The organism is Eikenella sp. NML99-0057 (assembly GCF_001648535.1).
Lineage (GTDB): Bacteria > Pseudomonadota > Gammaproteobacteria > Burkholderiales > Neisseriaceae > Eikenella > Eikenella exigua.
The window spans coordinates 1-16,925 of sequence record NZ_LXST01000007.1; the positions used below are offsets into that span (position 1 = coordinate 1).

Here is a 16,925-nt window from a genome sequence, read left to right on the forward strand (position 1 = left end):
TCGGTTTCTATCTCTACCACAAACTGCGCTACCGCACCCGGGTGATCCCGCTTGAGGAAGTGGATTTAGGCGACGAGGAAGAGGACGAAGACGAATAACCCCATCATATAAAAGGCTACCTGAAAACGTAAGCCACCATAAAACCAAACACCCAATAAAAAAGACTGCCCTCAGGCAGTCTTTTTTCATCCACTTATTCTTCGCTCATAAAGCCGCGCAGTTTTTGAATAGCTTTGGCTTCTATCTGACGGATGCGCTCGGCGGAAACGCCATATTCAGCGGCCAGCTCGTGCAGGGTACGGCCGCCGCCGTCTTGTAACCAGCGGCTTTCCAAGATACAGCGGCTGCGTTCGTCTAGCTGGGCGAGCGCATTTTGCAGGCCTTCGGTCTGCATAGCGTAGCGGGCTTTTTGGGCGATTTGCTGAGTGGGCTCGTTGCGGGTATCGGCCAACCAGTCGATGGGAGCGTAGCTGTCTTCTTCTCTGTCACTGTTGTCGGGCAGAAGGGCAATGTCTTTGCCGGTCATGCGCTGTTCCATTTCCAGCACTTCGTCCATTTTCACGCCCAAGTCGTCGGCGATGGTTTGCGCTTCTTCAGGTGAGAGGGTGTTCATGCTTTTGCGCATGCTGCGCAGGTTGAAGAAGAGTTTGCGCTGCGGCTTAGTGGTGGCCACGCGCACCATGCGCCAGTTGCGCAGGATGAATTCGTGGATTTCGGCCTTAATCCAATGTACGGCAAAGGAAAACAGGCGGGCACCGTGGTTGGGCTCGTAGCGTTTTACGGCTTTCATCAAGCCAATGTTGCCTTCTTGAATCAGGTCGGCTTGATTGAGGCCGTAGCCATCATAGCCACGCGCGATGGATACAACCACACGCAGATGCGACAAGATCAGTTTCTTGGCGGCTTCCAGGTCACCTTGCAGCTGGCGTACAGCCAGGCTGTGTTCTTCCTCTGCGGTGAGCAACGGAATGCTGTTTACAGTGTGAATATATTGCTCCAAGCTGCCGTGGCCGCTGGGGATGGGCAATGCAAACGCGTTATTCATTGTCTTTTGATTCCTTTTAGTATTTTCTGCCGCCTTCGGCGGTATTTATCTCTTCTGTCTCTTTAGTTACGGGGGTGATTAAACACCCATACTGTGTGATTTTGGTTTACGATAGGTTAAATTTTGTATTTTTTAAATTTTAATTTATTCTCTATATTACTGTAAACAACGGCAACTTCGGGCAAACGGTATCTATTTGCCCTCATATTGCGGCTCGGCACTTGGTTCGCTGCTGTTTTCAGGTAGCCTTTCCTCTGCGGCATCGGGAGCAGGTTTGCGCCGTGGCAGATAGCCGGCCAGCATCAGCAATACGGCCAAACACAACAAGCCACACACCAGGGGCAGCGAGCCGCCCATTTTCATATACGGGGTTTCGCCGCGATAACCTTCGATATTGCCTTCGAGCACGGTGCGGGTGTCGGGCGGGGCGAGTTTCACCACCTGGCCTTGCGGGTTGATGATAGCGGTGGCACCGGTGTTGGTGGCACGTACCATGTAGCGGCCGAGCTCAAGGGAACGGGCTTGCGATATTTGCAAATGCTGGTGGATGGCGTTGGAGCGGACAAACCAGCCCAGATTGCTCACATTGGCCAGGAGGCTGGCTTGTTTGGCAGAGGCAATCAGTTCGTCGCCGAAGCCGTCTTCGTAGCACACGTTAAACGCCACGTGCTGGTTGGCTAAAAGCAACGGAGCTTGGGCGCTGCCGCCACGGTCGAACCCAGCCAAAGGCATGTTCATCATGCGGTACAGCGGCTCGGTGATAGCAGGCAGGGGTTTATATTCACCGAAGGGAACGAGGTGGCTTTTGGCGTAAAACGGGATGTCGTCAGGGCGGTCGGGGTGGTAATTGCTTAAGTTGATCACAGCGTTCAGGTAGCCTGTGCGCTGCTGATTGTATTGGGCAATACCCATGGCGAGCGCGCTGCCGTTGCGCTGGGCTTCGTAGGCAAATTGGTCGAGGACGCCGGGATTATATTCCTGCAAATCCTGCCGCATCACGGGAATGGAGGTTTCGGGCAAGATAGTGATGTCAGCATGGCTGTTGGCTACTTGATCATAGTAGCTTTGTATGGTTTCACTCAGATAGTCGGCATCCCATTTCAAAGTTTGCGCTATATTACCTTGCACCAACGCCACGGTGGCACTGCTGCCGTCGGGCTCAGTGAAACGCACTTGGCGCAGCTGCCAGCCGCCGGCGATAACTCCGATCAGCAGCACAAGCGGCAATACCCGCCGCTTCCAACCTTGGTTGTGCAGCACCAGCACCAGCCATGCGCCGCAAAAGGCACATAGCAGGGTGAGCAAGTGCACACCTCCCACGGGAGCATAGCCGGCCAGTGGGGAAAAGTCGGCCACCTGGCTGTAGCCCAGCGCACCCCAACCGAAGCCGGTAATCGCCCGCTCGCGGGCAAATTCAGCCAATGCCCACAACACGGGCAGCAAAAGGCCAATACGCCAACCACGGGGTAGACGGGCTTTTTCCAGCAACCAGAAGCAAGCAGCAGGATAGAGCGCAAGGTAAGCTGGCAGCAGGATAGTGAGCGGCAGGGCATACAGATTGGGCAGGCCGGATATGTCGTGCAGCGCGGTGTGTATCCAATAGAACTGTGCGGCGTAGCCAACCAACCCGAAGCAATATGCGCCAAACACGCTGTTTTGCGGCCGCAGCTCGGTGAGCCGGATGAGGGCGCCGAACAGCAGCGGCATCAGCCAAAAATGGTAATACGGCGCAAAAGCCAGCGGCGTGGCGGCTGCCAGCAGCATCACCAGCGGCCAGTACACATAGCGCCGACTACACCAATCCTCAAATTTTGCAACCCAATTCATGTTTTCAGGTAGCCTTGATAAAGAAGCGGCATTATATAGCTAAATCATCTCGGCATGGTGCTTTCAGGTAGCCTTTCTGGCTACAGGCTACCTGAAAACGCAATGGCTAAAGATACAAAGCAACGGTCTTAACCTGTACAGCCCACCAAAATAAACTTGCGCTGCCGCAGCAAGCGGGGTAGGCTTCGCCCGTTTTTAATTTGTTGCATGCAGAACCACCCATGAAACCACATCACCGCCGCGCCGTTTACGCCGGCAGTTTCGATCCCCCCACCAACGGCCACCTGTGGATGATCCGCCAAGCGCAGGCCATGTTTGACGAACTTATCGTAGCCATCGGCACCAATCCCGAAAAGCAGGCCACCTATACACTGGAAGAGCGCAAAGCCATGCTGGTGGACATCACCGCCGAATTTCCCAACGTGTGCGTTACCCAGTTTCATAACCGCTTTCTGGTTGATTTTGCCGATAGTATTCAAGCCGATTTCGTGGTGCGCGGCATCCGCAGCGGCTCAGACTATGAATACGAACGTGCCATGCGCTACATCAACGCCGACCTGCAACCAACCATCACCACCGTTATCCTGATGCCGCCGCGCGAATTTGCCGAAGTATCGTCCACCATGGTTAAAGGCATGGTCGGCCCGCAAAACTGGCAGAAAACCATCCGCCGCTACATACCTGATGCCGTGTACCGCAAAATACTAACCGACCACGGCTGCTCGGCTGAGGATTGATTGTCCGCCATCCGCCTCTCAAGGTAGGCTACCTGAAAACGGTATTACCGGCAGAACAGTCATGCTCTCCTTGCCTCAGTCTTTTCAGGTAGCCTTAGCTGCCAAGAAAAATAAAGCACGATTACATCGTGCTTTATTTTCGTTCGTCAAGCCGGTTGGTTTAGCGCTTATTTTTAATACGCAGGTAATTGAGAGCTTTCAGTTCGGCCAGCGCAATTGCCAACGCTGCCTGAGCTTTAGCCATTGACTCATCATCTTTGGCATGTTTCACGCCGGCTTCAGCAGCTTTTCTAGCTTCCTCCGCACGTGCCTGATCCAGCTCGGCACTACGCACAGCCACGTCAGCCAAAATCATGATTTTATGTGGCTGCACTTCCAGAATACCGCCGGAAATAGCCACCAACACTTCTTCTTCCTGCTCCGGCACCTGCAAACGCAGCACACCGGGGCGCACCAAGCTCATAATCGGCTCGTGGCGCGGGTAAATACCGAGCTCGCCGTTTAGGGTCGGCACCACGGCAAAGCTGGCTTCGCCGGAGTAGATGCTCTCCTCGTTGCTGACCACATCAACTTGCATGATACTCATGCTGCATTCCTCAGTTCAGGGTTTTGGCTTTTTCCACAGCCTCTTCGATGCCGCCTACCATATAGAAGGCCTGCTCCGGCAGGTGGTCGTATTCGCCGCTCAGAATAGCTTTGAAGCCGGCCACGGTATCGCGCAGCGAAACGTATTTGCCGGGTGAGCCGGTAAACACTTCTGCCACGTGGAAAGGCTGCGACAGGAAACGCTGGATCTTACGGGCACGCATCACAGTCATCTTATCCTCGTCAGATAACTCGTCCATACCCAAAATGGCGATGATGTCGCGCAACTCTTTATATTTCTGCAAGGTAGATTGCACGCCACGAGCCACATCATAATGTTCCTGGCCGAGCACCATTGGATCGAGCTGGCGAGAAGTGGAGTCCAGCGGGTCTACCGCAGGATAGATACCAAGGGAGGCAATATCGCGGCTCAATACTACAGTCGCATCCAAGTGGGCAAACGTAGTGGCGGGAGACGGGTCGGTCAAGTCGTCGGCCGGCACATATACGGCTTGGATAGAGGTAATGGAGCCAGTTTGGGTGGAAGTAATACGCTCCTGCAAACGACCCATTTCTTCAGCCAACGTCGGCTGATAACCCACGGCAGAAGGCATACGGCCAAGCAGGGCGGATACTTCTGTACCGGCCAGGGTATAGCGATAAATATTGTCCACAAAGAACAATACGTCACGACCTTTGCCGTTTTCGTCTTTTTCGTCACGGAAGTATTCAGCCATCGACAAACCGGTTAGAGCAACACGCAGGCGGTTACCAGGCGGCTCGTTCATCTGGCCGTACACCATGGCCACTTTATCCAACACGTTGGAGTCTTTCATTTCGTGGTAGAAGTCATTGCCTTCACGGGTACGCTCGCCCACGCCGGCAAATACGGAGAGACCACTGTGCGCTTTTGCAATGTTGTTAATCAGCTCCATCATATTCACGGTTTTGCCCACGCCAGCACCACCAAACAGACCCACTTTACCACCTTTGGCAAATGGGCAAAGCAAATCAATCACCTTAATGCCTGTTTCCAACAATTCGGTAGTACTAGAGAGTTCGTCGAACTTAGGTGCAAATTGATGAATAGCACGGGTATGTTCAGAACCGATTGGACCTTGCTCGTCCACAGGGTTACCCAAAACATCCATGATGCGACCCAGGGTAGCTTTACCCACCGGCACAGTAATCGGTGCACCAGTATTTTGCACGGCCACGCCGCGTTTCAAACCGTCTGTACTACCCATCGCAATGGTGCGGACAACGCCATCGCCAAGCTGCTGTTGCACTTCTAGCGTCAAATCAGTATCGACCAGTTTGAGTGCATCGTAAACACGTGGAATAGCGGTACGCGGAAACTCCACATCGACTACCGCACCAATAATTTGTACGATTTTTCCTTGGTTCATTTATCTATCCTAAATATTCAAATCTGCCTGCTCTACCCACCTATACTGCAGCAGCACCGGCTACAATTTCCGACAATTCAGTGGTAATCGCTGCCTGACGGGATTTGTTGTAAATCAGGCGTAATTCCTTAATTGCATTACTTGCATTATCCGTAGCGGCCTTCATTGCCACCATGCGGGCAGACTGCTCGGAAGCCATGTTCTCACACAAAGCCTGATACACTACCGATTCTAAATAACGGCGCACCAAAAATTCCAGCACCAAAATTGGCGATGGCTCATAGATATATTCTCGGCCATATTCTTCTGCTTCCGATATTTCGTTCAGCACATTGTGACCGATAGGTAGCAAGGTCTCTAAGTTCGGCTCTTGGCACATAGTATTGATAAATCTAGAATACACCAAGTGCACAATATCCAAGCCACCATCAGCATAACGCTGAAACGCTTCAGTCAGCGAGCCAAGCAACACTTCCATCTTCGGGGTGTCGCCCAAACTTACCGCACTGGCCACTACATTGAGGCCAGCACGATTACAGGCAGCCAACCCTTTGCTACCGAAGCAGATAACTTCCACTTCCACACCCTGCTGCTGGTATTCTTGCACTTGTCCGAAAAACTTCTTTAGCAAGTTGGCATTCAACCCGCCACACAAGCCTTTGTCGGCAGTAATTAAGATGAAGCCGGCACGCCGAATATTTTCCCGACTTTCCAAGATTGGCAACTGCTTATGCTCGGTTTCTACCTGTGCCAAGTGACTCATCACCACGCGCACTTTCTCGGCATAAGGCCGTGCCAAATGCATTCTGTCCTGCGTTTTCCGCATTTTGGAAGTCGACACCATCTGCATGGCTTTGGTAATCTTCTGTGTATTCTGTACACTGCGGATTTTCGTGAGGATTTCTTTCCCTACTGCCATTTCAGACTTTTCCTTTTCTGCGGTTTAGGCCGAGTAATTGCGAGAGGCTTTAAATGTATTGATGGCTTCAGTCAAAACTTGCTCGTTCTCATCACTCATTACGCCTTGCTGATTTATTTGATCCAACACATCGGTGTGCTGTGTGCGCACATAGCCTAAGAAATCAGCCTCAAATGCCAATGCCTTGGATACTGGCACATCCTCGTAAAAGCCTTTGTTAATTGCCCACAAGGTCAAAGCCATCTCAGCAATACTCATTGTGCTGAATTGTTTTTGCTTCATCAATTCAGTAACCACTTCACCGTGTTGCAGCTGTTTGCGGGTAGCTTCATCCAAATCAGAAGCAAATTGAGAGAATGCAGCCAATTCGCGATATTGAGCCAAAGCCAAACGGATACCTCCACCCAATTTCTTGATAACCTTAGTTTGAGCGGAGCCACCTACACGCGATACAGAAATACCTGCGTTAATGGCCGGACGAATACCTGAGTTGAACAAATCAGTTTCCAAGAAAATCTGGCCATCAGTAATAGAAATTACGTTAGTTGGCACAAAAGCAGATACGTCACCCGCTTGGGTCTCGATAATTGGCAATGCAGTCAACGACCCGGTTTTGCCTTTTACTTCGCCATTTGTGCGCTTTTCCACCTCATCGGCATTGATACGTGCAGCACGCTCCAACAGGCGGCTATGTAGATAGAATACGTCACCCGGATAAGCTTCGCGACCAGGCGGACGACGCAACAGCAAAGAAATTTGACGATAGGCAACAGCTTGTTTAGACAAATCATCATATACAATCAATGCATCTTCGCCACGATCGCGGAAATATTCGCCCATTGTGCAGCCGGAATATGGGGCAATGAATTGCAGGGCAGCTGCTTCGGAAGCAGTTGCTGCCACCACGATGGTATGCTCCATCGCGCCATGCTCCTCCAGTTTGCGTACCACATTGGCAATAGAAGAGGCTTTTTGGCCAATTGCCACATAAATACAGATAACACCAGTACCCTTTTGATTAACAATCGCATCCAACGCAACAGCTGTCTTACCGGTTTGGCGGTCACCGATAATCAATTCGCGCTGACCACGACCAATCGGCACCATGGAATCCACCGATTTCAAACCAGTTTGCATCGGCTGATCCACGGATTGACGCGCAATTACACCCGGAGCGATTTTCTCAATCGGCGCAGTTTCTTTAGTGTTAATTGGGCCTTTGCCGTCAATCGGTTGCCCCAACGCATTCACTACGCGGCCAACTAGCTCACGACCAACCGGTACTTCCAAAATACGGCCGGTACATTTGACTTGATCGCCTTCTTTAATGTGCTCGTACTCGCCCAATACAATCGCACCAACCGAGTCACGCTCCAAGTTCATGGCCAAACCGAAAGTATTGCCGGGGAACTCTAACATCTCACCCTGCATTACATCCGATAATCCGTGCACGCGCACGATACCATCGGTCACAGAAATCACACCCCCATAGGTGTTGGCTTCTTGCTTTACATTCAGGTTCTCAATTTTAGATTTTAATAATTCACTGATTTCAGCAGGATTAAGCTGCATGAAACTCTCCTAATTTATCATGGCCGTATACAGGTTTTTTAACTTCCCTTGCACGGACAAGTCTAAAACTTTATCTCCAACTTCAATTTTGATACCACCAATCAGCTCGGGCACCACTTTTAAGGTAGCCTCCAGCTTGTGGCCAAATTTCTGCTGGCAATCGCTCACCACCTTGGCAAACTGTCCTTCACTCATCGGGAAAGCACTGTAAATTATGGCCTTCTGTATATGGTCTTTTGCCAATACCAGTACTTGGTATTGGTTATAAACTTCCGGCAAAACGAACAACCTACCTCCTTCAGCCAGCACATACAGGAAGTTTTTGAAATCTACATGTTGTGGCGTATGGATACCGTCAAGCAATCCAATCAAAGTATCTGCCTTCTGGTGGGGTGCAATGCCGGCATCGTCCAGCAATGTGGCAAGCTTAGGTTGGCCGACAGCCCACGCCAAATCTTTTAGCTTCTCCAGCCAAAGTTCGACTTGACTTTTTTCAGACGCCAATTCAAATAAGGCTTTAGCATACGGCCTGGCAATAGTGGCAAGTTCAGCCATAGTTTTACAGCTCCTGCTTCAACATACCCAGCAACTGGGCATGTTTATCGGCATTAATCTCGCTGCACAGAATCTGCTCAGCACCTTTAACTGCCAGTGCCGCCACCTGCTCACGCAGAGCCTCACGTGCCCGATTAACTTCCTGCTCCACATCAGTCTTAGCCTGCGCAGCAACACGAGCAGCCTCGTCAGAAGCCTGTTTTTTAGCATCCTCAACAATTTGAGAAGCCCGCCTCTCTGCGTTAGTGATGATTTCAGCAACTTGATTGCGGCCTTCAGCCATGAGTTCGGCCACACGCTTTTCAGCCTGTTCAAAATCACTTTTCCCGCGCTCGGCAGCTGCCAAGCCCTCGGCAATTTTGCTGGCTCGCTCATCCAAAGCCTTAGCGATGGGTGGCCACACGAACTTCACGGTAAACCACACCAACAAGCAGAAGACAATTATCTGTATGATTAAAGATGAATTAATATTCACTTTACTCGACCTTCACAGTTAGGGTTAAAACAAACGTCAGAAGTTTGTGTAATCTTAACCTGCAACTGCCGGAGCAAACGGATTCACGAAGGCGAACAGCAAAGCAACGGCTACGCCGATCAGGAATGCTGCGTCAATCAAACCGGCAATCAGGAACAATTTGGTTTGCAGCGGTTCAATCAGTTCAGGCTGGCGGGCAGAAGCCTCCAGATATTTTGAACCCACGAATGCGATACTGGCCGCAGCAGCCACAGCACCGAACGCAACAATCAAGCCGCAAGTGATGGCCAATACACTATTCAAATCCATTTGAAACTCCTTATCTAAAAGTGAAGTTAAACTACTACAAAAAACAACAAACTACTAATGGGAACTATGTGCCTGGCCGATATACACAAAAGCCAAAGCAACGAAAATAAATGCTTGTAACACGATAACCAAAATATGGAACACCGCCCAAACAAATCCAGCCAAAATATGGAAAAATGCCAAAACAGGATCTACCCAAGTAACTGCTTCACCCGGCATTGCCCAAGCACCGCCTAACATAGCAATCAGCAAAAACACCAATTCACCAGCATACATATTACCGAACAGACGCATACCGTGAGAAATAGTTTTGGACGAAAACTCCACCAGATTCAAAACAAAATTGAACGGAGCCAGCCAAATACCGAACGGCGCAGCGAACAGTTCATGAATCCAGCCACCCAAGCCTTTAAGCTTGATATTAAACATAAAGCAGGTAAGCAGCACACCAATCGATATACCCAGAGTAATATTCAAATCCGCAGTCGGCACCACGCGCAGCAAGGCGTGGTGATTACCGGTTACACGCTGCCAAACCCACGGCAACAAATCCACCGGCAAAAAGTCCATGCTATTCATCAACACAATCCAAACAAACAGCGCCAAACCCAGCGGCGCCACTGTTTTACGCGATTGCTCGTTGTGAATCATGCCCTTGCACAAATTATCGATAAACTCGAACAAGATTTCTACGGCAGCCTGAAAACGCCCCGGCACACCTGGCGTAGCCTTGCGAGCAGCATACCACATCACCAGCGAACCGAGAATCGCCAAAAAGGCCGCAATAAAAAGGGAATCCAAGTTTATAAATGAGAAGTCGGCAATATTTTGCAGACCCTGTCCTTTGCCCACATCCGACAGACTGGTCAAGCTTTGCAAATGGTGCTTGATGTAGTCGGCTGCACTCATGCTCTCACTAGCCATACTTCTTAGCTTTCCAAAATATCAACAACACCGCATGACTCACCGCACCCAACCCGACAATAAACGGAACGAACACGATGTGTTGGCGATAAAAAACAAACACCAGCGTCATCAACACGAGCGCCAGTACTATTTTTAAACTTTCTCCCAGCCAAAATGCGCTGCCGCGCCATTTCGGAAACTTCAGGAAAAACCTTAAAACCAGTACTGCCAAGATGGTGGGCAAAGCGTAACACAAACAACCCAGCGCCGCTGACTTTGCTGCAACGACACCGGAAGACACCCAAAAAACAGCAACAAGTATCGCCGTGATTGCTAATTGGAGATAAATTGTTGCCGCCATACATCCATCTTCACACACACTAAATGTTAGCTTTTTGAATATAAGCAAAAACGCCAACAAAGTCAAGAAAAGTGTTAATTCTTGTCAAACAATATCAATGCTCATAGCATTAAAGGCTACCTGAAAATCGAGCACGCATAATTTCCGAGCGCCCGAAACCACAGACAAGCCTTTGCTCAACCAGGCAACTTCACATCCAGCTGCTGCATCAACCGTGCAAAGGTTTCCGGGCTGTCGAAATGCAACACCACCTTACCGCGTTTGTAGTTGGCAGTTTGCACTTCCGCGCGCACACCCAATTTTTCCGTAAGCGCCTCGTTCAGGTAGCGTATATCCGGGCTGACGGTTTTCGATTTTTTCTCCTGTGGCGCCTGTTGTGCCAGCTGGCTGCGCCGCTCCACCTCACGCACCGACCAACCATTTTTTACCGCCTTCTGCGCCAAGGAAAGCTGCTCCATCACCGGCAGCGACAACAAGGCCCGCGCGTGCCCCATTTCCAGCTGGCGTAAAAACAGCATTTCCTGCACCGGCTCGGGCAAAGCCAACAGGCGCAGGCTATTTGACACCGCGCTGCGGCTGCGACCTACTGCCTTGGCTACGGTTTCATGCGTGAGGCCGAATTCATCCACCAAACGCTTCAAACCCTGCGCCTCTTCAATCGGATTGAGGTTTTCGCGCTGGATATTCTCAATCAAGCCCATCGCCAGCGCCGCTTCGTCGCCAATGCTCTTAATCACCACTGGAATTTCGGTCAACCCCGCCAGCTGGCTGGCACGCCACCGGCGCTCGCCGGCAATCAGTTCGTATTGCGACAGGCCGTGCTCACGCACGATAACCGGCTGGATCACGCCCTGCGCTTTAATCGAATCGGCCAGCTCCTGCAAGCCTTCGTCGTCCATTTGCGAACGTGGCTGATAACGACCCGGCTTGATGTCGCGCACCGGCACGCTGGTCAGTCTGTCGCCGCTGCTGTCGCCCACCGCGCCGGCCAACAAAGAATCCAAGCCCCGGCCGCCGAGGCCGCTTTTCGGTTTTGCCATTTATCTGCTTCCTAATCCAGTTATTTTTTCAGGTAGCCTCTAAGGTAAGGAAGAAGGCTACCTGAAAACTTTCAATTCGCGTATTTTAGCACAGCGCCCATGCCGCTAAAAATCGCCCCACAAGGCCTGCATCGCCGCCAATGCCGCCATCGCCGCCGTTTCAGTGCGCAACACCCGTGCGCCCAGCTGCACCGCCTGAAACCCATACGAGCGTGCCAAATCCTCTTCTTCTGCCGTCAACCCGCCTTCCGGCCCAATCAACAACACCGCGCTTTGCACCGGCGGCAGACTGCGCAGCGGCACGCCACCATGCGGGCTCAACAGCAGCCGCGCTCCCGAATCGGCCGGCAGCACGGCCAGCACCTGCGGCAAATCGGCAATCGGCACCACAGGCGGCACTTCGTTGCGCCCGCATTGCTCACAGGCCGAGATAGCGATTTCCTGCCAGCGCCGCACCTTTTTCTCCGACCGCTCGCCCGAAAGCCGCACATTCGAGCGCGTGGAAACCGCCGGCACGATGCGTTTCACCCCCAATTCCGTGCCCTTCTGTACCGCAAAATCCATCTTTTCCGAAGCCGATACCGCCTGAATCAACGTAACCGCCAGCGGCGATTCGCGCGATTCCAAGAGCAACTTATCCACCCGCACCAGCGCCTGTTTGCGCCCGATTTCCAGCAACTCTGCCGCTGCCGCCTGCCCCTGCCCGTCAAACAACACCAGCGGTGCACCCGCCTGCAAGCGCAGCACTTGGATATGCCGGCACACATTTTCAGGTAGCCTCAGCACCTCGCCGGCAACAAAAGTTTGCGGAACATAAAAACGCGGCATCTGTTGTTTACCCCGAAAAATGGTTAATATCCCGTTTCTATCAGAAAAGCATCGGGAAGGAAAGATTTTGCTCAACCGTTTAGCAGAACTGGTTCGCGAAGTGGCACAAACCGCCGTGATGCCGCGTTTTCTCAACGCCGCCGTCAGCACCAAAAGCGACGGTACCCGCCTCACCGAAGCCGACCTGCACGCCCAAGCCCTATTTGCTCAAAAGCTGCCGCAAATCATCGACTGCCCGATGCTGGGCGAAGAAATGAGCGCCGACGAACAACACGCCATGTGGCAGCACGCCGCAACCGGGCTGTGGGTGGTCGACCCTATCGACGGCACCAACAACTTCATCAACGGCCTGCCGCACTTCGCCCTCTCCGTGGCCTACATCCGCCACGGCCGCGCCCAACTGGGCGCTATTTTCCACCCCATGATGCAGGAAATGTTCACTGCCGAACGCGGTCACGGCGCACACCTCAACGGCCGTCCCCTGCCCCTGCGCCTCACGCCGAAAAAACTCAACGAATCCATTGCCGGCGTGGAAGTGAAATACCTGCGCTCCGGCAAGCTCGCCAGCCGCATGCAAACCCTCCACCCCTTCGGCTCACAGCGCAGCATGGGCGCCAGCACGCTCGACTGGTGCTACCTCGCCGCCGGCCGCTACGACCTCTACCTACATGGCGGTCAAAAACTGTGGGACTATGCCGCCGGCACCCTGATTTACGAAGAAGCCGGCGGCCGCCTGGCTACGCTGGAAGGCGACGACTTTTGGAGTGGCGAACACGTTTTCAAACGCTCCGTTATCGCCGGCCTGCAACCCGACCTGTTCGACCGCTGGCTGGCTTGGATCCGGGCGAATCAGTAGGCAGAAAGGCTGCCTGGAAACGAACTCAGTAAGTTTCTGCGAAGCTAAAGTTTTAGAGAGCCTCTGATAAGCGCAAGACTGCCTGAACAATATTCGCCACAAAAAAAGCTATCTGAAACTGCCCACATACTTTCAGGTAGCCTCCCCCCCCACAAAAAAGCTGCCAGCCAAGGCAGCTTTTTCCATTCTCATTACACCAGCTTAGCGGCGGCGTTGCGGGCGGTTACCGCGAACCGGAGCGGCTTGGCGGGTTACCCTGCAGTTTTCCAGCACGGCCACGGGATTTACCGGATTACCAGCGTCATCCACGCTCTGCGCCTGCAGCAAGGCGATGGCATTGGTGCGGGTCACGTTGGTGGGGGTGGCTTTGCCGGTTACCCAAATCACGCCGTTGCTGTAGTAGCTATTTTGCTGTTGGCCATTGCTGTCGTTAAGCACGCGCCACAGGCCGGGGGAAACTTTATCGTTGATTTTCAGTTGAGTTACCACCAAGGTATCGCTCTTGATGCCATACATGGCGCTCACTTTTTGCTGCTGGCCGTTACCGGCTTGGCAGGTGTAGTGCACTTCTACGGTTTTATCGATGCTGTCTACTTGGGCTACCTGAATCTTGCCAATGGCAGCAGTAGCTTCACCGTTGCCTTGCTGCGCTTGCTGACCCTGCTGGGTTTGCTGGGTTTGCGGCTGATTGCCTTCAGGGGCTTTGCTGCTGGAGCAAGCGCTCAGTGCCAATACGGCGATGGCGGCGGGGATGACTAATTTGCTGTTCATGGGTAACTCCTTAATCGGTTGAAAAACATGCCACGGCAAGGGCTCGGGCAGGCACAAACAGGCGACATTGTAACAAAAGCCCGCCCTGCCCGCCTGCCTGTTCGTGTTAACAAACATTAAATCATGTAGAGACAATAGCTTAACCAAACTTCTTGGGCTGTTTGGAGGCTACCTGAAAAATCTGCTGCGTATCTAAATCCAGCGCAGTGAGCTGGCCGCCCCACAGCGCGCCGGTATCGATGCCGCACACCTGCTCGCCGCGATACAGGCCGAGTGCCGACCAATGGCCAAATACGGTTTGATAGCCAAGGGTTTGCCGGTTGGGCGCGCGGAACCAGGGCATGAAGTCAGATGGCATTTCGGGCAGGGTGGCTTTGTAGTCGAAATCCATGCGGCCGTCGCGGTGCAGGGCGCGCATGCGGGTGAACACATTGGTGGCAAAGCGCAGGCGTTCGGTTTCGTTATCGGCGCAGTCGCTATCGGGCTTGTTGCCATACATGTGGGCAAAAAACCAATCGGGGCGGCTTTGCAGGGCGGTAGCCACTTCGGCGGCACGCTGCTGTGCAGTTTCGGCCGTCCATTGCGGCCAAATGCCGGCGTGCACGATCAGGTTATTGCCGTGTTGCAGCATCAGGGGCTGGTGCAGCAGCCAATCGAGCAGCGATTGGCGATCGGGGGCGGCGAGAATGTCGCCCACAGTGTCGCTACGCTTGAGTTTGCCGTGACCGTGGGCGATGGCCAAGAGATGGAGGTCGTGATTGCCGAGCACGGTTCGGATGCTGTTTTCATGCTGTTTGATGTAGCACAGGCAGTCGAGGGATTGGGGGCCGCGGTTGACGATATCGCCCACCAGCCAAAGGGTGTCGCGGCCGTGGTTGAAGCCGATGTGTGCCAGCAGGGTTTGAAATTCGGCGAAACAGCCTTGCAGGTCGCCGATTGCGTAGTGTGCCATGATGTTTGTGTTAGAGGGTGATTTATAGTGGGTTGAGTAAAGTTAGAGGCTACCTGAAACTTTCCCTTCGCCGAAGCTCGGCCTTGGTTGCGCCAAGACATCAGCTCACTCCGTTGAAGTTTTATTTTCAGGTAGCCTCTATAATACTTTTATGTGCTTTAAGCGTTCAGTACCACCACACCTTCCACTTCCACCAGCACACCTTTTGGCAGGGCGGACACCTGCACGGCAGCACGAGCGGGGAAGGGTTCGCGGCAGTATTCGCCCATGATTTGGTTGAAGATAGCAAAGTTGGAGAGGTCGGTGAGGTAGGCGTTGAGTTTCACCACATCGTCGAAACTGCTGCCGGCGGCTTCAATCACGGCTTTGAGGTTTTCAAACACTTGGCGGGTTTGTTCAGCAAAGCCGCCTTCCACCACCTGCATGGTGGCAGGCACCAGCGGAATCTGGCCGCTTAAATAGATAGTATTGCCGGCACGCACGGCTTGGGAATAAGCACCGATGGCGGCAGGGGCATTGTTGGTATGAATGATGGTTTTGGCCATAATGGAACTCCTTATATGTTGATTGCTGAAAAGAGTCTTAATTATATCGCCAACGGCAGGGGCAAACCAAGACAGTCGGCAGCGACGCATACAAAGTAAGTCTACCTGAAACCGATTATTTCCGCCGCAACAACACCCCGCTCTCAATATGTGGCGTAAACGGGAATTGGTCGAACAGCGCGGCGCGTTCGATGCAGTGGGTTTGCGTGAGCGTGGCGAGATTGGCGTGCAGGGTTTCCGGATTGCAGGAAACGTAGATGATGTTGTCGAAATTCTGCAGCAGGCGCAGGGTGGCATCGTCTATGCCGGCGCGCGGCGGATCGACAAACACGGTGGAGAAGGCATAATCCGCCAGCCCGATGCCCTGCTCCTGCAGGCGGCGGAAGGTGCGCACGCCCTGGTAGGCCTGAGTGAACTCTTCGGCGGAAAGCCGCGCCAGGCGGATGTTGGCCGCGCCGTTGACCTCAATATTCCACTGCGCCGCCTGCACCGAGGTTTTCGACAATTCCGTGGCCAGCACGCGGCGGAAATAACGCGCCAGCGGCAGGGTGAAATTGCCATTGCCGCAATAAAGCTCCAGCAAATCGCCGCCCAACCCCGCCGCCGCGCTGCAGGCCCAATCCAGCATTTTTTGGCACACTGGCGCATTCGGCTGGCTGAAGCCGCCTTCGTATTGGCGGTAGAACCAATCACGCCCGTCGGCATGCAGGCGTTCGGTAACGAAATCCTGCGCCAACACCAGCTTCTGCCCCCGGCTGCGGCCGATAATCATGATGCCCAAGTCGCGCTGCAAACGCGCCGCCGCAGCCTGCCATTGCCCGCACAGCCGCTTGTGGTAAATTATGCCCACCAGCATATCGCCGCTCAGGGTAGACAAAAATTCGCACTGATACCATCGCTCCCGCAACAGCGGATCGGCCTGCACGGCAGCCAGCAGCCGGGGCATCAGGACGTTGATTGCAGCAGAAGCGGCAAGCAGGGAATCAATCCGGCGCAACGAGGCCGAGCCTGCCTTCTGCCCGGGCTCGAACATGGCATAGCTGATGTTGTCGCCTTCGTGCCAAACACGAAACTCGGCACGCATCCGATAATGCTCTTCAGGCGAAGCAAACACCTGCCATTCGGGTGGGGAAAATTCGGCAAAACGCTGTTTCAGGTAGCCTACTTTTTGTTGCAGCTGGGCGGTGTATTCAGGGCTGGGCTGGGTCATGGGGAGCGTGGGGATTGGAGCAA

Annotated in this window: 19 protein-coding genes; 2 read left to right on the plus strand and 17 right to left on the minus strand. The window is 53.1% G+C overall.

Features of this window, described 5'->3' with window-relative positions; genetic code table 11:
- Nucleotides 1–193: 193 nt before the first annotated feature.
- Together rpoH and lnt are read right to left on the minus strand one after the other, a co-directional pair.
- Nucleotides 194–1,045 carry an RNA polymerase sigma factor RpoH gene (gene rpoH, locus A7Q03_RS08335; protein ID WP_067448977.1) on the minus strand — a complete coding sequence of 284 codons (852 nt, stop codon included), beginning with the start codon at nt 1,043–1,045 and terminating at the stop codon, nt 194–196.
- Between the two features lie 192 nt (nt 1,046–1,237).
- Nucleotides 1,238–2,872, minus strand: a complete 1,635-nt coding sequence (gene lnt, locus A7Q03_RS08340) for an apolipoprotein N-acyltransferase (protein WP_067448979.1) — start codon at nt 2,870–2,872, stop codon at nt 1,238–1,240.
- Between the two features lie 221 nt (nt 2,873–3,093).
- Here lnt and coaD point away from each other — a divergent pair, with 221 nt between their 5' ends.
- A complete protein-coding gene (coaD, locus tag A7Q03_RS08345; protein WP_067448981.1) occupies nt 3,094–3,609 on the plus strand; it encodes a pantetheine-phosphate adenylyltransferase in 516 nt (171 codons plus the stop codon).
- A 160-nt stretch (nt 3,610–3,769) separates the two neighbouring features.
- Here the strand turns inward: coaD and A7Q03_RS08350 are convergent, their stop codons facing one another.
- From A7Q03_RS08350 to A7Q03_RS08400, 11 genes are all read right to left on the minus strand, one after another.
- Nucleotides 3,770–4,195, minus strand: a complete 426-nt coding sequence (locus A7Q03_RS08350; RefSeq protein WP_067448983.1) for a F0F1 ATP synthase subunit epsilon — start codon at nt 4,193–4,195, stop codon at nt 3,770–3,772.
- A 10-nt stretch (nt 4,196–4,205) separates the two neighbouring features.
- The gene (gene atpD / locus A7Q03_RS08355; protein ID WP_067441805.1) at nt 4,206–5,603 is read right to left on the minus strand and encodes a F0F1 ATP synthase subunit beta; all 1,398 of its coding nucleotides are present in this window, start codon (nt 5,601–5,603) and stop codon (nt 4,206–4,208) included.
- A 40-nt stretch (nt 5,604–5,643) separates the two neighbouring features.
- The gene (gene atpG, locus A7Q03_RS08360) at nt 5,644–6,522 is read right to left on the minus strand and encodes a F0F1 ATP synthase subunit gamma (RefSeq protein WP_067448985.1); all 879 of its coding nucleotides are present in this window, start codon (nt 6,520–6,522) and stop codon (nt 5,644–5,646) included.
- 24 nt (nt 6,523–6,546) lie between these two features.
- Nucleotides 6,547–8,094, minus strand: a complete 1,548-nt coding sequence (gene atpA / locus A7Q03_RS08365) for a F0F1 ATP synthase subunit alpha (protein WP_067448988.1) — start codon at nt 8,092–8,094, stop codon at nt 6,547–6,549.
- A 9-nt stretch (nt 8,095–8,103) separates the two neighbouring features.
- Entirely contained in the window at nt 8,104–8,649 is a 546-nt protein-coding gene (locus tag A7Q03_RS08370) for a F0F1 ATP synthase subunit delta (protein ID WP_067448990.1), read from the minus strand.
- 4 nt (nt 8,650–8,653) lie between these two features.
- On the minus strand, nt 8,654–9,124 hold the full coding sequence (locus A7Q03_RS08375; RefSeq protein WP_067448992.1) for a F0F1 ATP synthase subunit B: 471 nt from the start codon (nt 9,122–9,124) through the stop codon (nt 8,654–8,656).
- Nucleotides 9,125–9,178: 54 nt separating this feature from the next.
- Nucleotides 9,179–9,433, minus strand: a complete 255-nt coding sequence (gene atpE, locus A7Q03_RS08380; protein WP_067441789.1) for a F0F1 ATP synthase subunit C — start codon at nt 9,431–9,433, stop codon at nt 9,179–9,181.
- Nucleotides 9,434–9,487: 54 nt separating this feature from the next.
- Nucleotides 9,488–10,357: a F0F1 ATP synthase subunit A gene (gene atpB, locus A7Q03_RS08385; RefSeq protein ID WP_067448993.1), complete on the minus strand. Its 870-nt coding sequence runs from the start codon at nt 10,355–10,357 to the stop codon at nt 9,488–9,490.
- The gene (locus tag A7Q03_RS08390; RefSeq protein ID WP_067448995.1) at nt 10,350–10,700 is read right to left on the minus strand and encodes an ATP synthase subunit I; all 351 of its coding nucleotides are present in this window, start codon (nt 10,698–10,700) and stop codon (nt 10,350–10,352) included. The genes atpB and A7Q03_RS08390 overlap by 8 nt, the downstream gene beginning before the upstream one ends.
- Nucleotides 10,701–10,876: 176 nt before the next feature.
- On the minus strand, nt 10,877–11,740 hold the full coding sequence (locus A7Q03_RS08395) for a ParB/RepB/Spo0J family partition protein (RefSeq protein WP_067448997.1): 864 nt from the start codon (nt 11,738–11,740) through the stop codon (nt 10,877–10,879).
- 105 nt (nt 11,741–11,845) lie between these two features.
- Nucleotides 11,846–12,568 carry a 16S rRNA (uracil(1498)-N(3))-methyltransferase gene (locus A7Q03_RS08400; RefSeq protein ID WP_067448999.1) on the minus strand — a complete coding sequence of 241 codons (723 nt, stop codon included), beginning with the start codon at nt 12,566–12,568 and terminating at the stop codon, nt 11,846–11,848.
- Nucleotides 12,569–12,635: 67 nt separating this feature from the next.
- On the opposite strand from A7Q03_RS08400, the gene A7Q03_RS08405 reads away from it, so the two are divergent.
- Complete coding sequence (locus A7Q03_RS08405) at nt 12,636–13,424, plus strand: inositol monophosphatase family protein (protein WP_067449001.1); 789 nt, start codon at nt 12,636–12,638, stop codon at nt 13,422–13,424.
- 201 nt (nt 13,425–13,625) lie between these two features.
- Here A7Q03_RS08405 and A7Q03_RS08410 read toward each other — a convergent pair whose 3' ends face one another.
- The 4 genes from A7Q03_RS08410 to trmA all read right to left on the minus strand — a co-directional run bounded on the left by A7Q03_RS08410 (nt 13,626) and on the right by trmA (nt 16,902).
- Nucleotides 13,626–14,195 carry a hypothetical protein gene (locus A7Q03_RS08410; protein WP_067449003.1) on the minus strand — a complete coding sequence of 190 codons (570 nt, stop codon included), beginning with the start codon at nt 14,193–14,195 and terminating at the stop codon, nt 13,626–13,628.
- Between the two features lie 139 nt (nt 14,196–14,334).
- Entirely contained in the window at nt 14,335–15,147 is an 813-nt protein-coding gene (locus tag A7Q03_RS08415) for a symmetrical bis(5'-nucleosyl)-tetraphosphatase (protein ID WP_067449005.1), read from the minus strand.
- Nucleotides 15,148–15,305: 158 nt separating this feature from the next.
- Entirely contained in the window at nt 15,306–15,692 is a 387-nt protein-coding gene (locus tag A7Q03_RS08420; RefSeq protein WP_067449007.1) for a RidA family protein, read from the minus strand.
- A 115-nt stretch (nt 15,693–15,807) separates the two neighbouring features.
- Nucleotides 15,808–16,902: a tRNA (uridine(54)-C5)-methyltransferase TrmA gene (gene trmA / locus A7Q03_RS08425; RefSeq protein ID WP_067449008.1), complete on the minus strand. Its 1,095-nt coding sequence runs from the start codon at nt 16,900–16,902 to the stop codon at nt 15,808–15,810.
- Nucleotides 16,903–16,925: the final 23 nt, after the last annotated feature.

Bases quoted from the DNA above. Each gene is read 5' to 3' on its own strand.
- atpB (WP_067448993.1), bottom strand. From the start codon at position 10,357: ATGGCTAGTGAGAGCATGAGTGCAGCCGACTACATCAAGCACCATTTG.
- trmA (WP_067449008.1), bottom strand. From the start codon at position 16,902: ATGACCCAGCCCAGCCCTGAATACACCGCCCAGCTGCAACAAAAAGTA.
- A7Q03_RS08390 (WP_067448995.1), bottom strand. From the start codon at position 10,700: ATGGCGGCAACAATTTATCTCCAATTAGCAATCACGGCGATACTTGTT.
- A7Q03_RS08420 (WP_067449007.1), bottom strand. From the start codon at position 15,692: ATGGCCAAAACCATCATTCATACCAACAATGCCCCTGCCGCCATCGGT.
- atpG (WP_067448985.1), bottom strand. From the start codon at position 6,522: ATGGCAGTAGGGAAAGAAATCCTCACGAAAATCCGCAGTGTACAGAAT.
- atpA (WP_067448988.1), bottom strand. From the start codon at position 8,094: ATGCAGCTTAATCCTGCTGAAATCAGTGAATTATTAAAATCTAAAATT.
- A7Q03_RS08370 (WP_067448990.1), bottom strand. From the start codon at position 8,649: ATGGCTGAACTTGCCACTATTGCCAGGCCGTATGCTAAAGCCTTATTT.
- A7Q03_RS08415 (WP_067449005.1), bottom strand. From the start codon at position 15,147: ATGGCACACTACGCAATCGGCGACCTGCAAGGCTGTTTCGCCGAATTT.
- A7Q03_RS08350 (WP_067448983.1), bottom strand. From the start codon at position 4,195: ATGAGTATCATGCAAGTTGATGTGGTCAGCAACGAGGAGAGCATCTAC.
- A7Q03_RS08410 (WP_067449003.1), bottom strand. From the start codon at position 14,195: ATGAACAGCAAATTAGTCATCCCCGCCGCCATCGCCGTATTGGCACTG.
- rpoH (WP_067448977.1), bottom strand. From the start codon at position 1,045: ATGAATAACGCGTTTGCATTGCCCATCCCCAGCGGCCACGGCAGCTTG.
- atpE (WP_067441789.1), bottom strand. From the start codon at position 9,433: ATGGATTTGAATAGTGTATTGGCCATCACTTGCGGCTTGATTGTTGCG.
- atpD (WP_067441805.1), bottom strand. From the start codon at position 5,603: ATGAACCAAGGAAAAATCGTACAAATTATTGGTGCGGTAGTCGATGTG.
- A7Q03_RS08395 (WP_067448997.1), bottom strand. From the start codon at position 11,740: ATGGCAAAACCGAAAAGCGGCCTCGGCGGCCGGGGCTTGGATTCTTTG.
- lnt (WP_067448979.1), bottom strand. From the start codon at position 2,872: ATGAATTGGGTTGCAAAATTTGAGGATTGGTGTAGTCGGCGCTATGTG.
- coaD (WP_067448981.1), top strand. From the start codon at position 3,094: ATGAAACCACATCACCGCCGCGCCGTTTACGCCGGCAGTTTCGATCCC.
- A7Q03_RS08400 (WP_067448999.1), bottom strand. From the start codon at position 12,568: ATGCCGCGTTTTTATGTTCCGCAAACTTTTGTTGCCGGCGAGGTGCTG.